This window comes from Pseudomonas sp. 30_B (assembly GCF_017491605.1).
In the GTDB taxonomy this organism is placed as follows: domain Bacteria; phylum Pseudomonadota; class Gammaproteobacteria; order Pseudomonadales; family Pseudomonadaceae; genus Pseudomonas.
On record NZ_JAFGYY010000287.1, the window covers coordinates 1 to 466 of the forward strand.

General features: G+C 64.2%; 1 protein-coding gene. It reads right to left on the bottom strand.

Going from position 1 to position 466, the window contains the following annotated elements; translation table 11 throughout:
* Positions 1 to 466 (bottom strand): lytic polysaccharide monooxygenase auxiliary activity family 9 protein (locus J5M67_RS28315; protein ID WP_207888659.1); only part of this gene is annotated, 466 nt, incomplete at both ends.

Sequence of the window (466 nt, forward strand, 5' to 3'; positions counted from 1 at the left end):
GTCCCACACCGCGAGCAGTACGTGATAGCCGGTGCGAGTCGGCAGATTGAATTCGTGAATCGTCTCGCCCTGGGGGATCAACTCCTTGTCCGCATCCGGCCCCCAGTACGGCTGATACGTGTTCAGGTAGACCTTCAGCGGATCGGGCTCGAAATGCGCGCGCGCAAGCCGCGCCTGGGTGTCCCATCCCGGCTTCGTGATCCAGTAAGTCCAGCGCCGCGTCTTGTGCGGCATCGAATACGACCACGAGATTTGCAGCGATTGCCCCGATCGCACCGCATGTTTCTGCCAATGCGCAACGGAATCGGGTTCGTTGAGTTGCGCGCGGGCATCCGCCGTGCGCCCGCCGCTCGCGATTTCGCCGTCGCGCGGCGGCATGCCGTTGGCGACGTCGTCCGGCGCGTCCGGATCTCTGAGCCCGCTTTGGGTCGCGGGAAAGAATTTGCCGCCCTCCAGCTCATTGACC